The sequence below is a fragment of the Planococcus sp. TJ-201 genome (assembly GCF_058268495.1).
The window spans coordinates 359,006-378,761 of record NZ_JBZDOG010000004.1 but is presented as its reverse complement, the minus strand read 5'-3'; the positions used below and the strand labels follow the sequence as shown (position 1 = coordinate 378,761).

The 19,756-nt window shown below is 44.1% G+C and carries 16 protein-coding genes; 7 read left to right on the top strand and 9 right to left on the bottom strand.

Annotated features, from left to right (window positions below):
• Positions 1-34: 34 nt before the first annotated feature.
• Entirely contained in the window at positions 35-1,534 is a 1,500-nt protein-coding gene (gene xylB, locus AC4EG4_RS12425; RefSeq protein WP_490988011.1) for a xylulokinase, read from the bottom strand.
• Positions 1,535-1,564: 30 nt separating this feature from the next.
• Positions 1,565-2,887, bottom strand: a complete 1,323-nt coding sequence (gene xylA / locus AC4EG4_RS12420; protein WP_490979000.1) for a xylose isomerase — start codon at positions 2,885-2,887, stop codon at positions 1,565-1,567.
• Between the two features lie 209 nt (positions 2,888-3,096).
• Here xylA and AC4EG4_RS12415 point away from each other — a divergent pair, with 209 nt between their 5' ends.
• Entirely contained in the window at positions 3,097-3,732 is a 636-nt protein-coding gene (locus tag AC4EG4_RS12415) for a YesL family protein (RefSeq protein ID WP_490988010.1), read from the top strand.
• Positions 3,733-3,747: 15 nt separating this feature from the next.
• Here the strand turns inward: AC4EG4_RS12415 and AC4EG4_RS12410 are convergent, their stop codons facing one another.
• The 3 genes from AC4EG4_RS12410 to AC4EG4_RS12400 form a co-directional block, all read right to left on the bottom strand.
• A complete protein-coding gene (locus AC4EG4_RS12410) occupies positions 3,748-4,569 on the bottom strand; it encodes a carbohydrate ABC transporter permease (protein WP_490979002.1) in 822 nt (273 codons plus the stop codon).
• A gap of 13 nt (positions 4,570-4,582) precedes the next feature.
• A complete protein-coding gene (locus AC4EG4_RS12405) occupies positions 4,583-5,461 on the bottom strand; it encodes a carbohydrate ABC transporter permease (protein WP_490979003.1) in 879 nt (292 codons plus the stop codon).
• 97 nt (positions 5,462-5,558) lie between these two features.
• A complete protein-coding gene (locus AC4EG4_RS12400; RefSeq protein WP_490979004.1) occupies positions 5,559-6,860 on the bottom strand; it encodes an extracellular solute-binding protein in 1,302 nt (433 codons plus the stop codon).
• Between the two features lie 363 nt (positions 6,861-7,223).
• Between AC4EG4_RS12400 and AC4EG4_RS12395 the strand changes: the two genes are divergently transcribed.
• Together AC4EG4_RS12395 and AC4EG4_RS12390 are read left to right on the top strand one after the other, a co-directional pair.
• On the top strand, positions 7,224-8,426 hold the full coding sequence (locus AC4EG4_RS12395) for an ROK family protein (RefSeq protein WP_490979355.1): 1,203 nt from the start codon (positions 7,224-7,226) through the stop codon (positions 8,424-8,426).
• Positions 8,427-8,609: 183 nt separating this feature from the next.
• Positions 8,610-10,223 (top strand): glycoside hydrolase family 43 protein, encoded by a 1,614-nt coding sequence (locus AC4EG4_RS12390; protein WP_490979005.1) that lies wholly within the window; start codon positions 8,610-8,612, stop codon positions 10,221-10,223.
• A 49-nt stretch (positions 10,224-10,272) separates the two neighbouring features.
• On the opposite strand, the gene AC4EG4_RS12385 is transcribed toward AC4EG4_RS12390, so the two are convergent.
• Positions 10,273-11,316, bottom strand: coding sequence for an AbrB family transcriptional regulator (locus AC4EG4_RS12385; protein WP_490988009.1), 1,044 nt, complete (start codon positions 11,314-11,316; stop codon positions 10,273-10,275).
• A 269-nt stretch (positions 11,317-11,585) separates the two neighbouring features.
• Here AC4EG4_RS12385 and ade point away from each other — a divergent pair, with 269 nt between their 5' ends.
• Complete coding sequence (gene ade / locus AC4EG4_RS12380) at positions 11,586-13,313, top strand: adenine deaminase (RefSeq protein ID WP_490988008.1); 1,728 nt, start codon at positions 11,586-11,588, stop codon at positions 13,311-13,313.
• A 46-nt stretch (positions 13,314-13,359) separates the two neighbouring features.
• Here the strand turns inward: ade and AC4EG4_RS12375 are convergent, their stop codons facing one another.
• Entirely contained in the window at positions 13,360-14,253 is an 894-nt protein-coding gene (locus AC4EG4_RS12375; protein WP_490988007.1) for a sulfurtransferase, read from the bottom strand.
• A 186-nt stretch (positions 14,254-14,439) separates the two neighbouring features.
• On the opposite strand from AC4EG4_RS12375, the gene cysK reads away from it, so the two are divergent.
• Both cysK and AC4EG4_RS12365 read left to right on the top strand, forming a co-directional pair.
• Entirely contained in the window at positions 14,440-15,360 is a 921-nt protein-coding gene (gene cysK, locus AC4EG4_RS12370) for a cysteine synthase A (protein ID WP_490988006.1), read from the top strand.
• Positions 15,361-15,669: 309 nt separating this feature from the next.
• Positions 15,670-16,386 carry a 3-ketoacyl-ACP reductase gene (locus AC4EG4_RS12365; protein ID WP_490988005.1) on the top strand — a complete coding sequence of 239 codons (717 nt, stop codon included), beginning with the start codon at positions 15,670-15,672 and terminating at the stop codon, positions 16,384-16,386.
• 61 nt (positions 16,387-16,447) lie between these two features.
• Here AC4EG4_RS12365 and AC4EG4_RS12360 read toward each other — a convergent pair whose 3' ends face one another.
• Complete coding sequence (locus tag AC4EG4_RS12360) at positions 16,448-17,734, bottom strand: MFS transporter (RefSeq protein WP_490988004.1); 1,287 nt, start codon at positions 17,732-17,734, stop codon at positions 16,448-16,450.
• Between the two features lie 201 nt (positions 17,735-17,935).
• Here AC4EG4_RS12360 and AC4EG4_RS12355 point away from each other — a divergent pair, with 201 nt between their 5' ends.
• The gene (locus AC4EG4_RS12355) at positions 17,936-18,439 is read left to right on the top strand and encodes a hypothetical protein (protein ID WP_490988003.1); all 504 of its coding nucleotides are present in this window, start codon (positions 17,936-17,938) and stop codon (positions 18,437-18,439) included.
• 58 nt (positions 18,440-18,497) lie between these two features.
• Here AC4EG4_RS12355 and AC4EG4_RS12350 read toward each other — a convergent pair whose 3' ends face one another.
• Positions 18,498-19,640 (bottom strand): glycerate kinase, encoded by a 1,143-nt coding sequence (locus tag AC4EG4_RS12350; protein ID WP_490988002.1) that lies wholly within the window; start codon positions 19,638-19,640, stop codon positions 18,498-18,500.
• Positions 19,641-19,756 lie beyond the last annotated feature (116 nt).

The following is a 19,756-nucleotide window of genomic DNA, read 5'->3' as shown; positions in this document are numbered from 1 at the left end:
CCTCAACTATGGAGTTGAGGTTTTATTTTGTCGACTACTTGCGGAATTCCAAAAGTTTCTTATTCAAATCTTTGGTTTGCCCGTAAACCTCTTGATAAATTGGAAACAGCTTGCTGTAAGTCTGTACATTTTCTTCTATTGGCAAATAAGTTTCTTGTTCCTGCAGAAATGCGTCTGCGCATTCTTGGAGAGTTTGAAACCACGAACAACCGAAAGCCGCCAGCATAGCCGCACCCATTCCAGGACCCTGTTCACTGGTAAGGCGAACAATTTTGGCATCGAAAATATCTGCCTGCATTTGAAGCCAGTCTTCATTTTGGGCTCCGCCTCCGATGGACACAATCGTATCAATCGTTTTGCCGCTTTCTCTAAAAATCGAAATCGATTCGTTTAAAGAAAACGTGATTCCTTCCAAAACTGCACGTGCAAAATCTTTCCGGCGATGCGAGGCATCCATGCCGATAAAACTGCCACGAATCGCAGCATCTGCATGTGGTGTTCTTTCCCCAACTACGTAAGGCGTAAACACCAATCCGTTCGATCCAGCAGGCACATTGTGAATATCGCCCAACAGTTCATCAAATGATGCTTCTGGAGCAAATGCATCTTTAAACCAGGACAAGCTATAGCCAGCAGCTAATGTGACACCCATTGTGTAAAAAGCACCGGGCGCTGCGTGGTTGAAATAGTGGACCTTGCCGTCAAAATCCTTATCTCCTCTAGCTTCGTAAGACAATACAACACCTGATGTTCCAATGCTGCACAATGTTTTGCCTTCTTCCAAAATTCCAGCACCGATAGCTCCACAGGCGTTGTCTGCACCGCCCGCAAACACACGAGTCGATTGAGCCAGCCCAGATGCTTTAGCGAATTCATTTATTACAGTTCCTACTTCATCGTGCGAATTCACTAATGGTGGACATATAGTAACATCAAGCTCTAACAAATCGCAGATTTCCCGACTCCACTGTTTATGATTGACATCCAACAACAAGGTTCCTGCCGCATCTGAATATTCCATTTCAAGCTTGCCTGTTATTTTATAGCGCAAATAATCTTTCGGCAGCACAAAGGATTTTACTTTTTTGAAAAGCTCTGGCTCGTTTTTTTGGACCCATAGAATTTTCGGCAATGTAAATCCTTCTAATGCAGGGTTTTTTGTAATTTCCAGCAAGCGTCGTTCCCCGACCACGTCGTAAATCTGTTGGCATTGCACCGTTGTCCGCGTGTCGTTCCATAGAATAGCCGGACGCAATACGTTATTCTCCCCATCCAACAAAACCAGTCCGTGCATTTGTCCGGAAAAGCTGATGCCTTCAATATCTTCTGCATTTCCATCAAAAGTGCTTAACAATTCTTTTAATCCTGCAGCTGTTTGGTCTACCCAATGCTGTGGATCTTGCTCGCTGTACCCATTTTTTTCGTGAATCAATGGATAAGATTTTGAAATTGTTTTCGCAACATTGCCGAGCTGGTCTACTAATAAAATTTTAACCGCACTTGTTCCTAAATCGACACCAATTACATAGTTCATATGGTCAGCTCTCCCAGCCTGAAAAATTTCTTATTTTGCGAAAGCTTGCAGCAAATATTGGTTGATTGTCGCTTTTATTTGCTCAAGGCGTCCTGAAGTTTGCTTGATATCGGTAATACCGAATGCGTAGTCTTCAAGCTTATGGAAATCTGTATTGCCATTAACGATATCCAGTCCAATTCCGTTTGTGTACGTTTCGTAGCGGTTGCTCACAACATTTTCAAGAACTTTATCGTCAATCAGTTGCTGAGCCACTTTCAATCCGACAGCGAAAGCGTCCATCCCTGCAATATGTGCGTGGAACAAATCAGCCTGTTCAAATGACCCTCTTCTAACTTTAGCGTCAAAGTTCAAGCCGCCGCGACCAAGCCCGCCGTTTTGAAGAATTTCGTACATCGCCAACGTAGTTGACCACAAATCAGTCGGAAATTCATCTGTATCCCATCCCAATAGCGGATCTCCCTGATTAGCATCGACAGAGCCGAGCATGTTGTTGATGCGTGCATAATGCAGCTCGTGTTCAAATGTATGGCCAGCCAATGTGGCATGGTTTGCTTCGATATTAAATTTGAATTTATCATCCAGCTTGTAGCTTTGCAAAAATGCATGTGCAGTTGCTACGTCGTAATCGTATTGATGAGTGGAAGGCTCTTTTGGTTTTGGTTCAATCAAGAATTGGCCGTCAAAACCGATTTCCTTTGCATAGTCAGCAGCCATGTGATAAAAGCGGCCTAAATTATCCAGTTCCAGCTTCATGTCTGTGTTCAATAACGTTTCGTAGCCTTCGCGGCCGCCCCAGAACACATAGTTTTCTGCGCCGAGTTCTTTGCCGATTTCGAGCCCTTTTTTCACTTTTGCGGCAGAGTAAGCGAATACATCTGCATGGCTCGAAGTAGCTGCGCCATGGACAAAACGTGGATGCGTAAAGTTATTGGCTGTATTCCACAGCAATTTTGCTTTGCTGTCTTTCATGTATTCTTTGATCATTCCAACGATTTCATCCAAGTTCTTGTTGGACTCGCGCAGGTTGCTGCCTTCTGGTGCAATGTCAACATCGTGGAAACAGAAAAATGGCACATCCAATTTTTCATAAAACTCAAAAGATGCTTCAACCCGCGCTTTTGCTAAATCCATTCCTTTTAAATGATCCCATGTACGGTCCATCGTCCCTGCACCAAACGGATCTGAACCATCCATTGTAAATGTATGCCAATAAGAAACAGCGTAACGCAATGTTTCCTCCATCGTTTTGCCGCCTATTTTCTCTTCAGGGTTGTAGAATTTAAATGCAAATGGATTTTTTGAAGCTGCTCCTTCAAATTTTATCTTTTCAATGCCAGTGAAATGTGTCATGTTCCATACCTCCAATGTAGTTTTAAATCTAATCATATGTACCAATATTTAGACTAATTGATGAAAAGGCTTTCATTAAGGATTATAGCAAGTTATAATTAGTTTGTCTATTGGTTAAACAAAGTAATTGTAAGTAGTTTCGTGATTTTTTTTGATCCGTGAGGTATGATTTTACAGATTATGAAATATGGGATAGAGGCGATTTATTAATGCACACAGCAAGCAGCTATATTTACCTGGCATTGGAATGGATTACACGGTTGGCCTATTTGAATTTACTGTGGGTGCTCTTTACACTTCTGGGAGGAATCCTGTTTGGTTTTTACCCTGCCACCACCTCCATGTTTGCCATGTGCCGCGAATGGCTAAAAGGCAATACGGATCTTCCTCTGTTTAAAACATTTTGGAACTTCTACAAAAAGGATTTTGTAAAAAGCAATATTTTGGGCATCTTCATTTCGGTGCTCCTGCTGCTTATTGTTTTGGATATCCTGTATATCCAGTCAAGCCCGGATGAGCAACTGAATTGGACGCATATTCCCTTGTTTGCGTTTATGCTGATATCTACCCTATTTTTATTTTATGTATTTCCGGTTTTTGTGCATTACGATATCAAAGTACCGCACGTTATCAAAAATGCATTTTTGCTGATGCTGGTCAATCCAGCAGCTACTGCTGTCATCATTCTTTGTCTGGTTCCGCTGTTTTATATTATGACCTTGCTGCCAGCGCTAGCCTTTTTATTTGGCAGCAGTTTATATGCTTTTCTGACCATGTGGATGGCAATGAGTGCGTTCAGCAAAACACAAAAAAAAGCTTCACACCAAGAGGAGTCTCTCTCCTAAGGTGTGAAGCTTTTTTTATCCTTTTACAGCACTTGATGAAATTCCTTCAACTACCTTATTGCTAAAGAAAATAAAGGCAATAATAATCGGCAGGACGCTAATGACCAAAGTAGCACCAATTGCTCCCCAATCCGTCATGTACTGACCGATAAAGTTTTGTATCCCAACTGTCAGTGTTTTATATTGTTCTGAGCTGATGAAAGTATTGACAAAAACAAATTCATTCCAGTTGTAGATCATGTTAATAACAATAGTAGTTGCCAAAATAGGCGTAGTCATCGGCAAGATGATTTGGAAAAACATGCGATGGATAGAACAGCCGTCAATGACTGCAGCTTCTTCAATTTCATGCGGCAGCGTGTAGTAAAAGCCAAGCAAGATCATTAGCGTAATAGGCAGGTTATAGGCGGTATATGTGATGACGATCGATATCGGATTGTCGATCAAATTGACGCTCAAGAACATGCTGTACAGTGGAATCAATGCCGAGTGAATCGGAATCATCAAGCCGACCATAAACAAGCCCAGCACTAAACCACTTAGTTTCCATTTTAGTCTTGTGATGGCAAAAGCCGCCATACTCGCAAACAGAACCGTCAAAATAATGGCCAGTACCGTGATCCAGACACTATTGAAGAAATAGGTTCCAATCCCACCGTCCCAGACTTTTTGGTAGTTCTCCCATCGGAGTTCGGATGGCAGAGCAAACGGAGATCCCGAAAAGATTTCATTATTGTCTTTCAAAGAAAATAGGAAAAGCCAAATCAGCGGCAGGATTTGGAACAACCCAACAATTATCAACGCCAGGTAAAGAAAAAAGTAACCAATGCGGCCCATTTTCGCGCCTCCTTTAATATTCGAGTTTATCTTTCGATTCCGTCAATTTGCGTACGATAAACGTAACAATCAACGTGATGATCAGCAGCAAGAAGCCGATTGCACTGCCGTATCCAAAGTTGTAGTTGGAAAATGCCAGTTTGTACATATAAGATGCCATAACTTCACTGGCACCGTTTGGTCCGCCGGCCGTCATTACATAAATCAAATCGAAATACTTGAGAGAACCGACAATCGCCAGAACAATTGTAACGCTCACTACTTCTTTGATCAGCGGCAATTTAATCCGCGTTGCAATCTGAAAAGGTGTAGCGCCGTCAATTCTGGCCGCCTCTATCAGCGATTCCGGAATATTTTTTAAAGCTGCATAGTAGATCAATATGTAGAAACCGGCATATTGCCATAAAATCGGAACAAATATCGCAAACAGGACAATAGAGGGATTTGCCAACCACAGCGGTGGATTTTCTACACCGATACTCATCAAGAAGACATTCAAGATGCCGTTTGATGGGTTGTAAATTTTTACCCATAATTGTGCAATTGCCACCGAAGACAGCAACATTGGAATCAAATAGATTTTACGCAGCAAATCTGCCCCTTTAATTTTAGAAGCCAGTATAAACGAGACAGTCAAATAAATGATCAAACTCAAGGTAGAAAAGATTGCTAATAGGAACGAATGGAACGCACTGTTCCAGAACAGCTCATCCTGTATTCCAGTGATGTAGTTTTCTAAACCGATAAAGGTTTTTTCTCCTATGCCATCCCAATCCATCAAGCCATAATACCCTGACAGGAATAGGGGAATGAAAACGAGGATTAAGAGCAGGAGAAGAGCAGGTGCAATATAAAACGCGATATAGAACTTATTCGACATTACCTTGTTCATACCAATTCAACCCCATATCTTAGAAAATACAAGGGGACAATCCGTTGCTTAGGATATGCCCCCTCTTTTTAATTAGATTTTACTTTTGCTGTTTAACTTATTCTGCTGAAAGAGCTTCTTCATGATTTTCAGCAAACTCTTCTGGAGTTATTTCATTTCCAAAAAGGGCCTGGATGGAATCCAAATGCACTTGAGCCACATCCGGGCTCATCTGAACATCTGCAAATAATGTGATATTTGTTGCACCATTTAATTCATTTAAGATGTCAACATACATATCTGGTAGATCCAAAGTTTCAGCATCCACTTTAGTAGCAGGAATTACACCCGCTTTGGTTACTGCTTCTTCTCCCCAAGCTTTAACAAAATAAGCAGCAAAATCTTTTGCTTCTTCTTTTACTTCTGATTCTTCAGCAACGAATAGTCCTACTCCAGGACCACCAACAAAGCTGCTCGGATCTCCTTGCCCATCGACAGTTGGGAAGTTAAGGTAGCCGATAGAATCTCTGAATTCCTGTGGTACACTTTCGTTCGTTGTAAAGTTAGGAAGGTCCCAAGTTGCGATCAAGTACATTGGAGATTGTCCGCTCATGAACATGGATTTGGCTTCTTCGTCAGCAAGTCCGTTAAATCCATTGACAAAAGCACCTGAATCTACAAGTTCTTGTGTTTTTGCAGCTGCTTCGATTAATGCTGGATCTTCAAAAGAACCGGAACGATCGATTGCTGTGTTCAAAACTTCTGCTCCACCAATTCGGTCAGCCAAGTACATGTACCACATAGAGCCTGTCCATGAATCCCGGTTGCCCAGTGCAATTGGTTGAATTCCAGCTTCATTGAATTCTGCTACAGCTGTTTCAAGTTCTTCGTATGTTTCAGGAGGTTTAATGCCCTGCTCTTCGAACATTGCTTTGTTATAGTATAAAGAAACAATATTCAATTCGAGTGGAAGACCGTAAGTAGCTCCATCCAATGCATAAGCTTCTGTTGTTCCAGGAACAAATGCGTCGCTCAACTCTTCTTCAAGGACATCATCAAGCGGTGCAAACATGTTGCCGCCCACATAAGGTTCTAAAAATCCTGCTGCCCAAGTCAAGCCGACATCCGGAAGATCGCCAGAAGTAGAAAGAACTCTCAACTTATCTTTGTATTGCTCGTTGCTCAATACTTCGAGGTCGACTGACACCCCTTCATTTTCTGCTTCGTATTCAGCAATAATTTCATTTACTACATCATAATGTTTTTTCGAACTGCCTTCCGGCCATAAATGCATGAATTTTATTTCTTTGTCAGCTGCCCCTGATGCGTCACTTGTTTCACCAGAATCCGAACAACCTGTTAATACCATAGACAAAGCAAAAGCGGATGATAAAAGTGTAAGCGTTTTCTTAGTCCCCATTTTTTCTCCCCCTCGTTCAATTTAGTATTACAACAATTTTCAGATTGTTGTATGCGGTTTCATTGTAGCAAATTTATTTTTGTTAGTCTAGTGGCTAAACAAAGTTTTATTTTCGTGATAAACTGCTATTAAATCAAGCTTTATTGCTCAAAGTGACAAAATGGCGGTACAATATAAAGATATCTTATCTGAAATTTTATAACTTTATTGGTTGGCCAAAGGGATTTTTACCCCACTGTCTTTCAGTCGAACGGAGTCTGTAAGTAAAAATATTGATGCTTGGCCATGTCGAATCTTTTTGACAGATTCTTATTGTGAAGTTAATTTAAGTTTAGAAGATCGAAGGAGTGGGCTGTTGTGCACATTAGAGAAAATAAGACGTGGAATCATCATGTAGTAAAAGAAGGAAACAAATCGCTGGTCTTGAACAAAATCATTAACCACTCCCCTATATCCAGGGCAGCTGTTGCTCAACAAGTTGGGTTAAACAAAGGTACTGTGTCCTCCCTAGTAAATGACTTGCTTGACGATCATTTGATTTATGAATTTGGACCTGGCAAATCCAGCGGCGGGAGACGCCCTGTCATGCTGCTTTTCAATGAGAAGGCCGGGTATTCCGTAGGGATAGATATTGGTGTCAATTATTTGTTGGGCGTGCTGACTGATTTAAACGGCAATATTTGCAATGAAAAAGAAGTCACCTTTAAAAACTTGTCTTATGAAGAAATTGAAATGCAGCTTTTCCATACCATCGACTATTTAATAGCGTCCGCACCCGAGAGTCCACATGGTATCGTGGGAATTGGGGTTGGCGTTCCGGGGATCGTGGATAACAATGGGGAGATATTGCTTGCCCCCAACCTCAAATGGAAAAATTTGAACTTAAAGCTAGTGCTTGAAACTAAATACAATTTGCCAGTCATCATTGAAAACGAGGCAAATGCAGGAGCTTATGGAGAAAAGAAATTCGGTGCTGGAAAAGATTCTGAGCACATTATCTATGTCAGCGCAGGAATTGGGATAGGCGTCGGCTTAATTTTAAATGGTTCGTTGTACAAAGGCTCGAATGGCTTTTCAGGAGAGCTCGGGCATATGACCATCCAAGTAAACGGTCCGACATGCCGCTGTGGCAATAAAGGCTGTTGGGAATTATTTGCGTCAGAACAAGCTTTGCTGACAGCAGCCGAGAAAATGAATCTTTCTTCGTTAACTGGAAAAGAGCTGGAATTGAGTGATCTTTTAGAGCTTGCCGAACAAGGAAATCCAAAAGTAATATCGCTGTTCGAACAGGCTGGCGACTATCTTGGGGTAGGCATCAATAACATTATTAACAGCTTTAACCCACAGCAAGTCATTATTGGCAACCGAATGGCTTCCTCCTATAAATGGCTGAACAAAACATTGACGGATCGTGTCTCAAACCAGGCACTATGGTTTCAGCAAAATGACTTGACTATCTGCTTCTCCGAATTGAGCACATTTTCAAGTGCTCTAGGTGCATCCGCCTTTTCAATTGAACATTTCCTTAGTGTCTGCATGCAACAAAAAATGAGCACAGATGTGTAAGAAAAAACTGGCAAAGAGTGGCTTGCTGATTTCCATCAACGGAAATCAGTTTTTTTATTGAGATAAATCTTAACTAATTAAAAAACTTAGTTTACTCAATAGACTAAGTGTTGTATGATCGGTTATAAGTTACCGACATTTTTTTGTAAGCACTTACACATTTTGAATGGAGGAAGAAGAAAAATGACCATAATCCAAAATCCGATTTTAACTGGTTTTAACCCTGATCCATCGATTTGCCGTGTTGGGGAAGATTATTATATTGCAGTTTCCACATTTGAGTGGTTTCCTGGTGTAGGCATTTATCATTCCAAAGACTTGAAAAACTGGCGCTTAATTTCTAGGCCCTTAAATCGCTTAAGCCAACTGAACATGTCTGGAAATCCGAACTCTGGCGGTGTTTGGGCACCTGCCCTTTCCTACAGCGACGGCCAATTTTGGTTGATCTTTACGGATGTAAAAGTAACAGAAGGCCAATGGAAGGACTGCCATAACTATTTAGTGACGTGTGAAACCATCGACGGTGAATGGTCGGAACCTTCTTACTTGAACAGTTCGGGATTTGACCCTTCCCTCTTCCATGATGAATCCGGCAAAAAATACTTTGTCAATATGTACTGGGACCACCGTGTTGGGAATCATCCTTTTTACGGCATCGTCCTGCAGGAATTCGATCCGGCCACGCGCAAGCTCGTTGGCGAATCTAAAATCATCTTCAAAGGCACCGATATCAAATTGACAGAAGCGCCGCACCTTTACAAAATCGGCGAGTATTATTATTTGCTGACAGCAGAAGGCGGAACAAAATACGATCATCAGGCAACGATCGCTCGCTCTCGCCAAATAGACGGACCTTACGAAGTCCACCCTGAAAATCCATTGATTACTTCATGGCCATATCCGAGAATACCGCTTCAAAAAGCTGGACATGCTTCGATTGTTCAAACCCACACAGACGAATGGTTCCTGGTGCATTTGACGGGACGGCCGCTGCCACAGGAAGATCAGGCTTTATTGGATCCGCGGGGCTTTTGTCCACTGGGCCGTGAAACCGCTATCCAGCGCTTGGAATGGCGAGATGAATGGCCATATGTTGTCGGCGGCAATCAGCCGGCTTCACAAATTGAAGGGCCTGCTGTTGAGGAAGTTGTCTGGCCAGCAGATTTCCCCGAAAAGGATGACTTTGATTCATCCGAGTTGAACGGTCATTTTCAAACGCTGCGCATTCCACTTGGCGAAGAAATTGTTTCGTTAAATGACAATCCGGGGCACCTCCGCCTCTACGGCCGTGAATCACTGACTTCTAAATTCACTCAAGCATTTGTGGCAAGGCGCTGGCAGCATTTCAACTTTACTGCTGAAACAAAAGTCGCTTTCCAGCCGACCACGTTCCAGCAAGGTGCTGGTCTTGTAAACTATTACAACACAGAAAACTGGACAGCTCTTCAAATTTCCTGGCACGAAGAAAAAGGCCGCATTCTTGAACTGACTGTATGTGACAATTTCTCCTTCTCCCAACCGCTTCAAGGAGAAGAAATCAGCATTCCGGAAGACCTTGAGTATGTTCATCTGCGTGTAGAAGTCCAAACAAAGACCTATACGTATTCGTATTCCTTTGATGGTGAAAACTGGATTACGCTTCCGATTACGTTCAATTCTGCTACACTGTCAGACGACTATATTCAAGGCGGCGGGTTTTTCACCGGTGCATTTGTCGGACTGCAATGCCAGGATTTATCCGGCCAACAACAGCCAGCTGACTTCGATTATTTTATTTATAAAGAATCAAAAGAATAAGCATATTGAAAAGGCAGCTACGGACCTCATGTCCGTAGCTGCCTTTTGTCTATCCTGCGTTTTCCGCAGAAATTTTTTTCCGCTGTTCACTGCGGACAGCGGTCCATTTAACAAAGGGAACAATCAACACAGATAAAAACAAAATCCGGAACAGCTGAAACGCCGTTACAACGGTTACGTCTGCATGAACCGATGCAGCAATAATGCCCATCTGGTCAAGTCCTCCTGGTACAACACTTAGAAAGCTGGTGGAAAAGCTCAGGCCGTAGAGATTTTGCAGAATAAAGCTCAGGCTGTAAGCAAAGGCGATGAGTACAGCACTCGAAAAAAACGAATAAAAAATCATACGCTTCGTCAATTTCAAATCCTCTTTCTTCAATAGTAGTCCGATGTATATGCCAATGAATAATTGTGCGATGTGCAGGAAAGAACCTGGCATGACCGGCACTGCTATACCAGCCATATTAAATGCCATGATCAGAAAGACCGGCCCGAGCAAAAAAGCTGTCGGTACTTTCACTTTCTGTGCAAACATACCCGCACCGTAGCCCATTGCCAGCAAACCCGCCAACTGCAGCGAATAATCTCCCTGTCCCAGCTCTTGCACATGCGAAGATCCTCCGTTAGCGACAATAAACGGAACGATTGCGACAATGAGCAGGACACGAAGAACGTGGTAGAATGTCACCGCCGTCAAATCAATGGTTTTCTGCTCTTCGGCAAATGTAATAATTTGCGACAAGCCGCCCGGCACACAGCAAGTCATCGCGGTTGCTTGGTCTACTTTTGTCCGCGAAGCCATCAATGAACTGATAAACAGGAAAAGGACAAAAAATGCGATGTTGATTAGCACCATCGCCAGGAAATACTGTTTCATTCCTTGCAGGGCTTCAAATGTAAAAGCATAGCCGATTACATACCCTGCCACAACCAAGCCGCCATTACGAAAGCGCGAATGCCATTTCAGTGATACCGGGGTGAATAATTGCATGAGCAAGACTGCAAATAAAGGGCCGAGCAGCCAAGGCATAGGTGCTCCCACTGCCACAAAAAGCCCTGCCCCAGCCAAACCGATGACAAAGGTTTTAGCCATTGGAGAAATCTTCATATGGGTCATCTTCTTTCTGATTCAGTTGCAACTGATTTGACCATTATATCTCTTTCTGTTCCCGAAATAAAATTTTCTCACATTCTAAAGCAGCAGAATCATCCAGCTTTCTTCATTTTTTGCTAGAGCAAATTCTCTATCTGCTGTAGAATGAGTCCAAGCTTATTTCTCAATTCAGTTAACTGGCCGTGAACAATACTGCTGCATGCCTCGATTCGCACAACTCAAACCACTAAAAAGGAGCATGAACAATCGTGAATAAAATTCAATTGAAAACCCGGATAGACGCTGCCAACAAAAAAAGAAAAGCCGACTTGGTCATTCGCCATGCGGCCATTGTCAATGTCTTTACCAAAAGCCTGACCACGGGCGATGTGGCGATCAGCGACGGCGTCATTGTCGGCATTGGAGAGTATGAAGGCATTGAAGAAATCGATGCTACTGGAAAGTTTATTGCTCCCGGTTTGATTGATGCACATGTTCATATTGAATCTTCCATGGTAACACCACAGCAATTTTCACAGGTCGTCTTGCCCCATGGCGTTACAACAGTCATTACGGATCCTCATGAAATTGCCAACGTCAGCGGTACTGCCGGTCTGGATTACATGATGAAGGATGCCGAATCGACTCTGCTGGATATAAAATTTATGCTTCCTTCCTGTGTGCCTTCTACAGGTTTTGAAAATGCAGGCGCCCGGCTGTCGGCCGAAGACCTTGCGCCGTTTTTCCAGCGGGAAGGAGTTCTTGGATTGGCAGAAGTGATGGACTTCCCTGCCGTTCTGCGCGGCGATGATGCCATGCTTGATAAACTCCTGCTAAGCCATCAAATTGATGGGCATGCTGCCGGACTATCAGAGAATGATATTAACGTTTATGGATCTGCCGGTATTTTGACAGACCATGAATGTGTCTCAAAAGAAGAGATGATTACGCGCTTAGAACGTGGCATGTATGTCATGCTCCGTGAAGGATCCGTTGCTAAAAACCTTCATGCTTTGCTTGAAGGTGTAACCGAACAAAACGCTCACCGCTGCTTGTTTTGTACAGATGATAAGCACTTGGATGATTTAATTGAAGAAGGCAGTGTCGATTACAATGTTCGGACTGCTATCAAACAGGGCATCCATCCTATTACTGCTATCTCAATGGGCAGCCTCAATGCGGCGCAATGCTTCGGACTTCGTCAAAAAGGCGCTATCGCTCCGGGCTATGATGCGGATTTTCTGTTGCTCGACAGCTTGGAAGAGTTCACGATTGGAGAAGTTTATAAAGGTGGCCAATTAGCGGCAAAAAGCGGCCGCTATGCAGGTCCGGTTCAGAAACAAACAGATGCCACTACGGTTCAAGATACTGTACGTGTTGCGGAATTTTCTGGTACCGGCTTTCAAATTCCGATGGGCAACAGCACGAAAGCGCATGTCATCGGCATCAATCCAAACAACCTCATCACAGAACATTTGATTATCGAAACACCGACTACGAATGGTTACTTTGTTTCAAATCCAGCAAAAGACCTATTGAAAATGGCTGTGATCGAGCGCCATCGCGCCACTGGCAATATTGGCCTCGGCATTGTCCAAGGGCTTGGCCTGAAAAATGGCGCCATCGCCACAACGGTAGCGCATGATTCGCACAATATCATTGCCGTCGGCACAAGCGACAGTGACATTAAAGCCGCGGTCGAAGCTGTACAGAACTTAAAAGGCGGGCTAGTCGTGGTGCAAGATGGCCACGTGCTGGCGAGCCTCCCCCTTGCCGTTGCAGGATTAATGACAGAAGAACCTTTTGATGCCGTTTATCAGCAGCTTAAAGCGCTTGATGAGAGCCTGTTGCAGATTGGCGCACCGACTCATTTCAATGCCTTTTTAACTTTGTCATTCCTATCATTGCCGGTCATCCCTCATTTAAAACTGACCGATTGCGGTTTGTTCGATGTCGCAAGCTTTCAGCATATCGAAGTCGCAGTCGCTGCTGACTAAATATTAAAAACCGCATCGCCTTTACACAGGCGATGCGGTTTTTAATTCAGCTCTCTTTCACAAGGATACAGGATGGATCACTGGCCCATTCGTTTAGTGAACCGTCATAGACGGCCACATTTTTTTGGCCCAGTTTGTTGAGAATGAGCGAAGTCCAAGTGGCTGCGATTCCCCCACCGCAATAAGTAATGACTTTCTTGTCCGGATCCAATGCGCCAATTGCTTCAAATGGTTTCCGCAGTTCAGCATCTGTATACACTTTTTTCGTTTGTATGTCGGCATGATTTCCAAAAAAGATATTGACGCTGCTTGGAATATGGCCTTTTCTCGGATAAGTATCCGTTTCGCCTCTGTAATCCTCGGGCGACAGGCTGTTAATCAAAACGATTGTATCGTCATCAATCGCATTCTGTACATCCTCTTTTGTGGCAAGAAGCTCTGGGCGGCGTTCACCAGTAAATGCTGCTGGGGAGTAATTACTTGGAATAGTCGATAGCGCACGGCCTTCCGCTTTCCATTTTGGCAACCCGCCATCCAATATTGCGATGTTCTCAAACCCTTCATACTGCATCTGCCAGGCCAGCCGCGAAGCCCAATAAGCCGCAACCACAGGATTTTCAACAAGCGCTCCTTGATCATAAATGACGGTATACGTCTCATCTCCTACACCGAGCTGCATCATTTTTTCGATAAACTGCTTCCGGGATGGCGTCATAAATGGAAATGGTGACTCTGGGTCGGACAAGTCATGCAGCAAATCAGCATAAACCGCGCCTTGAATATGCCCTTTCTCATAAGATGTTTTTCCAGAAAGGACAGAAGGCGGCCCACCATTTGTGGGGATATCCATAAACGTTGTCGCATCCACAATGCGCAATTGGGAGTCTTCCAAACGCTGCTCAAGCCAATCAGTACTGACAATTAACGGTATGTGTTCCATGGTGCACTCTCCTCACTTATCAGCTAAGCAATCCAATATGATTAACAAAACTGCGTTATACTAGTACAATAAGGTCTATGTTTTGCTTCGTCAATTAGAAGACTCCGGTATGCATGCGCAAAGAAATTCAGCGATAACAAAAACTGGCCAACTGAAAATTTTACTATATAAGAAAGGTTGTTTTTCATGAAACCCTATAACAATATCATCGAATTGATTGGCGATACGCCAGTCGTTAAACTAAATCGAATCGTTCCACAAGGAGCGGCAGATGTTTACGTCAAACTGGAAATGTTCAATCCCACCAAAAGTGTTAAAGACCGCGCTGCCTTTAATATGATCGAAACTGCAGAAAAAGACGGCTTACTAAAAAAAGGCGCTACGATCATCGAGCCGACCAGCGGCAATACCGGTATCGGCCTGGCTATGGTTGCTGCTGCCAAAGGCTATCGCTCTATTCTCGTATTGCCGGAAAATGCCACGAAAGAACGCATCAACCTGTTGAAGGCTTTCGGTTCTGAAGTCGTATTGACGCCAAGCGATGCCAAAATGCCTGGCGCAATCGGCAAAGCATTGGAACTGCAAAAAGAAATTCCGAACAGTTTTATTCCACAGCAATTTGAAAACAAAGCAAACCCGGATATCCACCGCACCACCACAGCAATGGAAATTCTCGAACAGATGGACGGCACACTGGATGCGTTTGTGGCATCAGCCGGAACAGGCGGCACCATCACCGGAACTGGTGAAACCTTAAAAGCACATCTTCCGGAACTTTATGTTGTCGTTGTGGAACCAAAGGGGTCTCCCGTGCTGTCTGGCGGAAAGCCAGGCAAGCATAAACTGGTGGGCACGAGCCCCGGTTTTATTCCTGCAATCTTAAACACAGAAGTATACGATGAAATTATGGCGATCAACGACGAGGATGCGATCGATGTCTTTAAACGAGTGGCACGTGAAGAAGGCATCTTTGTCGGTCCATCTGCCGGCGCTACTATCTATGCAGCAATCGAACTTGCCAAACGTTTAGGCGCTGGGAAAAAAGTGCTGTGCATCGCACCGGATACTGGTGAACGCTATTTGAGCATGAATTTGTTCGACGAATAAAAATTTTACTTCATTCATAAAACAGGCCGGATAGAATTTCATTTGGTTCAACAATGCCAGCATTCTTCTTGGGAGCTTGGAAGAAATTCCTGAAAGAACAATCGAATTTTGCTTTATTGACTGATACCCAATTTCTAAAATAGTGGATTGACTGGCAGCAGAAATTTTCTGTTGCCTTTTTTGTTCCTTTTTATAAAACAAGATGCAAAACAAACCAACATGTTGTTCCTGAGCGCTTCATTTAGTTTTTTTGCCGGACTTTGCTACACTAATGTAGGAAACTGATTTACGATAAAAGGAGCTGTCCATATGCAGAAAGTAACAGGGAAAAATGCGTTGATTACAGGAGCTGGCAAAGGAATTGGCCGGGCTACCGCCATCGCCTTTGCAGCAGAAGGAATAAATGTGGGGCTTGTTGGTCGCACAGCTGAAAACCTTGAGAACGTCGCAAAAGAGTTGGCACAATACGGAGTAAAAACTGTATATGCAGTAGCTGATGTTGCAGATCCGGAAGCGGTCAATGCAGCAGTTGAACATGTATTGGCTGAATTGGGATCGATTGATATTTTGATCAACAATGCGGGAATCGGCAAGTTCGGCAAGTTTCTTGAACTGTCGCCTGAAGAATTCAAAGGAATTATTGATACCAATCTAATGGGTGTGTATTACGTGACGCGCGCTGTCTTACCGCAAATGATCGAACGCCAATCAGGAGACATCATCAACATTTCCTCTACTGCCGGCCAAAAAGGAGCACCTGTAACAAGTGCTTACAGTGCATCAAAATTTGGCGTTATGGGATTGACGGAATCGTTGATGCTGGAAGTCAGAAAACACAATATCCGCGTCAGTGCCTTAACACCAAGCACTGTTGCCACTGACCTGGCTGTGGAAGCAAACTTGACTGACGGCAACCCCGACAAAGTTATGCAGCCGGAAGACCTTGCTGAAATGATGGTTGCCCAACTCAAGTTGCATCCACGTGTTTTATTGAAATCAGCAGGACTTTGGTCAACAAATCCATAAAGGTTTATTTTTACAAAAGCGCCGTCCACAAATGTGAACGGCGCTTTTTTGTGCAAGTTGTTTATCCACTTGTTTTTTCCTTTCTTGTATACCAAAATACAACCGGAATCAAAGCCAGTGCCAGAAACCCACCAACTAAAGACATGGCAGCATAGCTTGTCTGCGCCATGATCATCCCTGAAATACCACCGCCTGCTGCACCAGCCAACGCAACGAGCACATCAACGGTCCCCTGTGTTTTTGCGCGTGTGGAAGGATGCGTCGAATCCACAATGAGCGTGGTTCCGCTAATTAATCCAAAGTTCCAACCAAGCCCCAGTAGGGCCAATGCCACAATCAGAACTGGTAGAGAATCGCTCGGCGCCAAAGCAGCAACAACACCTGCAGCCATAAATGTTACACCAGCAGCTGCCGTCATCACGATTCGACCTAATTTATCGACCAGGACTCCCGTGACAATGGACGGCAAGTACATGGCGGCTATGTGAATTCCAATAACCAGCCCGACCGCTTCCAAGTCATGACCGTAATGCCCCATATGAATCGGCGTCATGGTCATAATGGCAAACATGATCAATTGCGTCAGCACCATGACCGCGGCGCCCAGTAAAACGCCTTTTTTATTGCTCTGTCCATCTATAGAAGCTATATTTGCTGAGCTTTCTTCAAGCGCTTGTTGATGCTTTGTTATTGCTTTGGAAACCAGCAGCGGATCTGGACGAAGGAACATTAGCAGCACAACACCTGCCAACAGATACGCAGCCGCCGCTAACAAAAATGGTCCAGCTAAAGCAGGAATGCCTACAGATTCAGCAAACCTCCCCATCACTCCGACCAGATTGGGACCTGCAAAGGCTCCAAATGTTGTCGATACCAAAGCAATGCTGATGGCGGTTCCGCGCTGAGTGGCGTTGGCCAAATCCGTTCCTGCATAGCGGGCCTGCAAATTTGTTGCCGTACCTGCCCCGTACACCAACAAGGAGCCAAACAACAAAACTGCATTATTTGATAAAGCCGCTATGACAACGCCGATTGCACCAAGTCCGCCTGCCAGAAATCCTGAAGCCAATCCGGTTCGCCGGCTGAAGCGCTGGGACAAACGGCCAATAATCAGTGCCGCTGCTGCTGATCCAAGCGTGAACAAGGCAACAGGTGCACCTGCAAAGCGATCCGTGCCAAGCATATCTTGTGCAAGAAGAGCCCCTACGGTCACTCCTGCTGCCAATCCGGCTCCGCCAAATATCTGCGACAGCACGACAATCCACAAAGTGCGCCGGTACAAAGCCTTGACCTTTTCCGGTGAGTCGATAAAGCGCTGCAGCATTTGCTGCTTTTTGTTTTGTTCCATGCGTTCTCCTTCTTTCCCAGCCAGCTTCACACTTAATACATCAAGAACCTTTTTTCAGTATAACGCGTTTCAGCATGCAGGCCATGCACTTTTGGAAAAAGGGATTTCATAATAAATAATAGTTATCTAAACAGTTTTTCTAAACAACCAAATTTCCTTTATACTGTAAGCAACGATGCGTGAAATGGAGTGACAATAACAATGGTTGGAATGCTGAAGAAAAGAAAATCGCTATTTGCGCTCTGGCTGGCAGCGACAGTTATTTTTTTAACTGCTGGTGGGTGGCTGCTAAAAACCGAATTGCCGGAAGCAAAAAGGCTTGAAACCCAAATTCAAACCGTTGTCATTGAACAGCTTGGCAGGGAAAACAATACCCATAATGAACACATTGCCGATATTTCAGTTTCTCGCGGACTCCAGGGTTGGAATGTGGCGATTGTCTTGAATATTGATGAAGAAATCCAGACAAACCCAGCAAAAATAAAATTATGGGAAGATGCCTTAATCATCTTAGAGCCTTTATCCGAAATCAATCAGTTGAACAATATCTCCCTATCCTGGATTTTTTCTGCCGAAAATATTTCTGCAATGTCCTTCAGATTAGATAAAGAAACACGTGACCAATTGATTTGGGCCAATGTTGATCCTTCCATCCTTCCAGATATCGCTTTTGACTACCAGGAACATTCTTTATTGAACAACTGATTTTGCTCATTTTAAAAAGGAGGATCGGTTTTTCCGAATCCTCCTTTTGGCCTTTATCTCACTCCAAGCTATGATTTTTCAAATAAGCCCGAACTACCTTTTCTGTTTTCCCCTTCACATAATCATAGGCTTGCGCTATCGAATCTTCTTTTGATATCCCATCGTCTGTTAGCCCATGAATCTCAGTAAAATATGGCTCCAGCTCCTGTTTATCTGAACTCTCGACGGTTCCCGAAATTAAGATGACCGGTTTGCTGTGCCGATAAGCGGCTTCTGCAATGCCGAATGGGGCTTTTCCTGACAAGGTCTGGATGTCGGTTTTGCCTTCACCCGTCAGCACCAAATCAGCATAAAAAAGCTGTTCTTCAAACTTCATGGTTTCCAGTACAAGGTCGATTCCGCGCTTCATTTCGCTTAAAAAGAATGCCTGGAACGCTCCACCTGCTCCACCGGCAGCGCCCGCCCCCTTTTTATGGTGCAAAGCCGTTCCAGTAAAGCGCTCAACAATATCAGCAAAATTCGTTAGCATGGCATCGAGGGTTTCCACCATTTCAGGAGTCGCCCCTTTTTGCGGTCCAAAAACGGCGGAGGCGCCTTCAGGTCCAACCAATGGATTTTCAACATCACAGGCAATTAGAAATCGGCTTTCCATAATGCGTTTATCAAACCCAAAGGGATCAACCTTCGATAATCCACTCAATGCTGCCGTACCCGGTCCTAATTCTACTCCGTTACTATCCAGAAATTTCATACCCAGCGCCTGAAGCATTCCAATGCCAGCATCGTTGGTGGCACTTCCGCCAAGACCAATAATAAACTTTCGGTAGCCTGCATCCAGTGCGGCCATGATCAATTCACCAGTTCCAAAAGTGGAAGCCAGCAAAGGATTGCGTTCTGACTCTGTCAAAAGAGTCAGTCCCGAAGCTTCTGCTAATTCCACAATGCAGGTCTCCTGGTCGCCAAGCACACCGTAGTGGGCTGTAATTTTCCTGCCCAGAGGATCTTCAACAATCGCTTCTATCATTTTTCCATCCGTTGCTGAAACCAGTGCAGCCATCGTCCCTTCCCCACCGTCGGCAATGGGCATCTTAATCGCTGTAATTTGGGGAGATGCACCTTGAACTCCTTCAGCCATTGCTTCGGCTGCTTTTATGGCTGTCATGCTTCCTTTAAATGAGTCAGGCGCTATCAGGATCTTCACTCGTTTCCCCTCCCATTCGAACACTCTTCTTGCTAGATTATAGGGACTATTCCCTTTTTCCATAAAAATACACTTTACACTAATAAACAGCTTCCGCATTAAAAGCGGAAGCTGTT

Bases quoted from the DNA above. Each gene is read 5' to 3' on its own strand.
- xylB (WP_490988011.1), bottom strand. From the start codon at position 1,534: ATGAACTATGTAATTGGTGTCGATTTAGGAACAAGTGCGGTTAAAATT.
- xylA (WP_490979000.1), bottom strand. From the start codon at position 2,887: ATGACACATTTCACTGGCATTGAAAAGATAAAATTTGAAGGAGCAGCT.
- AC4EG4_RS12415 (WP_490988010.1), top strand. From the start codon at position 3,097: ATGCACACAGCAAGCAGCTATATTTACCTGGCATTGGAATGGATTACA.
- AC4EG4_RS12410 (WP_490979002.1), bottom strand. From the start codon at position 4,569: ATGGGCCGCATTGGTTACTTTTTTCTTTACCTGGCGTTGATAATTGTT.
- AC4EG4_RS12405 (WP_490979003.1), bottom strand. From the start codon at position 5,461: ATGAACAAGGTAATGTCGAATAAGTTCTATATCGCGTTTTATATTGCA.
- AC4EG4_RS12400 (WP_490979004.1), bottom strand. From the start codon at position 6,860: ATGGGGACTAAGAAAACGCTTACACTTTTATCATCCGCTTTTGCTTTG.
- AC4EG4_RS12390 (WP_490979005.1), top strand. From the start codon at position 8,610: ATGACCATAATCCAAAATCCGATTTTAACTGGTTTTAACCCTGATCCA.
- AC4EG4_RS12385 (WP_490988009.1), bottom strand. From the start codon at position 11,316: ATGGCTAAAACCTTTGTCATCGGTTTGGCTGGGGCAGGGCTTTTTGTG.
- AC4EG4_RS12375 (WP_490988007.1), bottom strand. From the start codon at position 14,253: ATGGAACACATACCGTTAATTGTCAGTACTGATTGGCTTGAGCAGCGT.
- cysK (WP_490988006.1), top strand. From the start codon at position 14,440: ATGAAACCCTATAACAATATCATCGAATTGATTGGCGATACGCCAGTC.
- AC4EG4_RS12365 (WP_490988005.1), top strand. From the start codon at position 15,670: ATGCAGAAAGTAACAGGGAAAAATGCGTTGATTACAGGAGCTGGCAAA.
- AC4EG4_RS12360 (WP_490988004.1), bottom strand. From the start codon at position 17,734: ATGGAACAAAACAAAAAGCAGCAAATGCTGCAGCGCTTTATCGACTCA.
- AC4EG4_RS12355 (WP_490988003.1), top strand. From the start codon at position 17,936: ATGGTTGGAATGCTGAAGAAAAGAAAATCGCTATTTGCGCTCTGGCTG.